Annotated in this window: 2 protein-coding genes; both read right to left on the bottom strand. The window is 64.0% G+C overall.

All coding sequences use genetic code 11. The annotated features are described in order from the left end of the window. The coding region (locus tag Q0H50_RS09145) for a MalY/PatB family protein (protein ID WP_294421652.1) at positions 1 to 873 on the bottom strand (873 nt) is incomplete at its 3' end. Positions 874 to 903: 30 nt separating this feature from the next. Beyond that, a complete protein-coding gene (locus Q0H50_RS09140) occupies positions 904 to 2,115 on the bottom strand; it encodes a PLP-dependent aspartate aminotransferase family protein (RefSeq protein WP_294421651.1) in 1,212 nt (403 codons plus the stop codon). Between the last annotated feature and the right edge of the window lie 736 nt (positions 2,116 to 2,851).

Here is a 2,851-nt window from a genome sequence, read left to right as displayed (position 1 = left end):
GAGCCATTCTTCCCCGCGCTCGTAGCACGCCTGGGTGGCCGTGATGCCGAACACGCTCGGCTCGTCGTAGCCCGTGCGGTTGCGGGCGCGCTTGAACGCCGCGCGCAGGTCGGGGTCGGGGATGAAGATGTTGGACAGCTGCAATCCGGCCAGATTGAACGTTTTGCTGGGAGCCGTGCACACCACGGCGTGGCGCGCGTAGCGCTCGCCGAGCGAGGCGTACGGCACGTGCTTGAAGCCGGGGCGCGCGAAGTCGGCGTGGATCTCGTCGGCGACGACGGTGACGCCGTGGCGCAGGCAGATGTCGCCGATGCGGCGCAGCTCGTCGGCGGTCCAGGCGCGGCCGACGGGGTTGTGCGGGTTGCACAGGATGAACAGCTTCGCGCCCGTCTTCTCCAGCTGGCGCTCGAAGCCCTCGTAGTCCATGGTGTAGCGCCCGTTCTCGTACAAAAGCGGGCTTGTGGCCATTTTGCGGCCGTTGTCCTGGATCATTAGGCGGAAGGGGTAGTACACGGGCGGCTGGATGATCACATGGTCGCCCGGCTGCGTGAACGCGTTGATGGCCACCGCCAGGGCGAACACCATGCCCGGCGTCATGACGAGCCACTCGCGCTCGGGACGCCAGTCGTGACGGCGCTCGAACCAGCTTTGCACCGCTTCGCAATACCCGTCCGTGGCCATGGTGTAGCCGAACACGCCGTGCTGCACGCGCTCGGTGAGCGCCTCGATGGCCGCCGGCGCCGTTTTGAAGTCCATGTCGGCCACCCACAGCGGCAGGTCGTCGGGGGCGTGCCCGCGGCGGCTCCACGCGTCCCATTTCAGGCATCCCGTGCCGCGGCGGTCGATGATCGTCTCGAAATCGTACTTCGTCATTTCCTTCTCCGTTCAGCTTCCCGCCCTGTGCTACGCGAGCGCCTGGTCAAGGTCGGCTAGCAGGTCCTCCACGTCCTCGATGCCCACCGACAGGCGCAGCAGACGGTCATCGATGCCCAGCTTGTCCAGCATGGGCGCGGGGATGGCGCCATGGGTTTGCACGAGCGGGTAGGTGATCAGGCTTTCCGTGCCGCCCAGGCTTTCGGCGAACAGGATAAGCCTTGTGCGCTCGAGCGCATCGATCGCGCGCCGATGCGTGTCGGTCTTGAACGATATCATGGCGCCGAAGCCCGCGGTCTGGCGCTTCGACAGCGCGTAGTCGGGATGGTCGGGGTCGCCTACGTAGAACACGTCCGTGACGTGAGGGTTCGCCTTCAGCGCCTTGCAGATGCGCTTGGCGTTGGCCTCCTGCTGGCGCAGGCGCACGCCCAGCGTCTTCAGGCTGCGCAGCATCAGCCAGCTGTCGAAGGGGCTGAGCTGGTTGCCCTCGCTCATGGTGGCGTTGAACAGCGGCTCGAGCAGGCTGTTGTCGCGCAGCACCAGAAAGCCCGATAGCACGTCGTTGTGGCCGCACAGGTACTTCGTCCCGCTGTACACCACCACGTCGGCGCCCAGCTCGAAGGGCTTCTGGAAATACATGGTAAGGAAGGTGTTGTCCACGGCGAGCACCGCCCCGCGGCTGTGCGCCAAATTGGCCAGGGCCTGGATGTCGGCCACCTTCATAGTGGGGTTGGTGGGCGTTTCCAGGAACACCAGGCGGGTGTTGGGCGTGAACGCCGCTTCGGCGGCTTCGAGGTCGGCCAGGTCGACGTAGCCGAATTCCAGCCCGTACTGCGCGTAGATGTTGCTGAACAGGCGGTAGGTGCCGCCGTACAGGTCGTCGCTGACGAGCACGCGGTCGCCTGAGCGCAGCAGCTTCAGCAGCGTGGCGATGGCGGCCATGCCGCTGGAGAACGCCATGCATTTCTTCCCGCCCTCCAAAAGCGCGATGGTGTTCTCGAGCTCCAGGCGCGTGGGGTTGCCGCAACGCGAATAGCAGTAGCCGGTCGATTCGCCCCAGGCGGGGTGCGCGAACGTGGCCGACTGGTACAGCGGGTAGCTGATGGACCCGGTGCGAGCGTCGATGCCCTCATATCCGCGCACGGCGATGGAGTCTGCGTGCCAGTCGGCATGTTTTGCCTGGTCGATGCCAAGCAGGCCGTCGATCTCCTGCGCCATGGCCTCGAAGCTTGAGTCGTTCATGAAGCGGCGTCCCTTTCTTCGCTGTCGTGATGGCGGTAAGCCATACTATATTTCTAGGGTTTATTTCCAGGTGGATAGTTTACCGGAGAATACCGTGTTGTGCGCGTGAAACCAGATAGCCTGGATATCCGTTATTTCGAACGATGGTTATCAGGGGGAAGGCGAAGCGCGGGCGTCTGGGTTGCGGGTGCCGGGCCGGGCTTTCCCATTCCGCTGGGGCGGGAAAGCGAAGAAGGCGTGGCGTGCCTGGCCTGCTTCCCGGGGACCAGGGCCCCTTTCCATCGAGGTCGGCCGTGCGAAACGCGATTCGTTCGCGCTGCGCGTCCTTCGCCATTCGCCCCGCTGTGTGACGGGTTTGTGTCGTATTCCCCAGGCTGACCGGGTGGCGATTTCATAACTCAAAGCAAAGTAGTATGATTTAGCGCCGTAGAACGATAGGTGTTACGAAACAGGCTCTTTGGCGCTGCCCGAAGCGATCCTTCGGCCATCGGCAAGGAGCCCGCAACCAAGAACGATGAATCCGCTCGTCGGCTGCACGCTAACCGCATTGTTGTTAGCCGTGCATGCCCTCGTGCGGATTTTTTTGTTCCGGTTGCAGGGAGAAGCAGAAGGGAAAACCATGTCGAAGGCAAACGAAACCGCGTCATGCGGGCAGGCAGGCGAAGGCGTCGACCGCGCCGCGCAGCTCATGCATCGCATGGACGCCACGCAACCGACGGCGACGTTCAAGAAGGTG

Origin of the sequence: uncultured Senegalimassilia sp., assembly GCF_934632265.1 — a bacterium.
Classification (GTDB): domain Bacteria; phylum Actinomycetota; class Coriobacteriia; order Coriobacteriales; family Eggerthellaceae; genus Senegalimassilia.
The sequence above is the reverse complement of the archived record's forward strand: the minus strand, read 5'-3'. Positions and strand labels throughout refer to the sequence as shown.

Excerpts from the sequence above, each read along its gene's own strand:
- Q0H50_RS09140 (WP_294421651.1), bottom strand. The coding sequence starts at position 2,115 with ATGAACGACTCAAGCTTCGAGGCCATGGCGCAGGAGATCGACGGCCTG.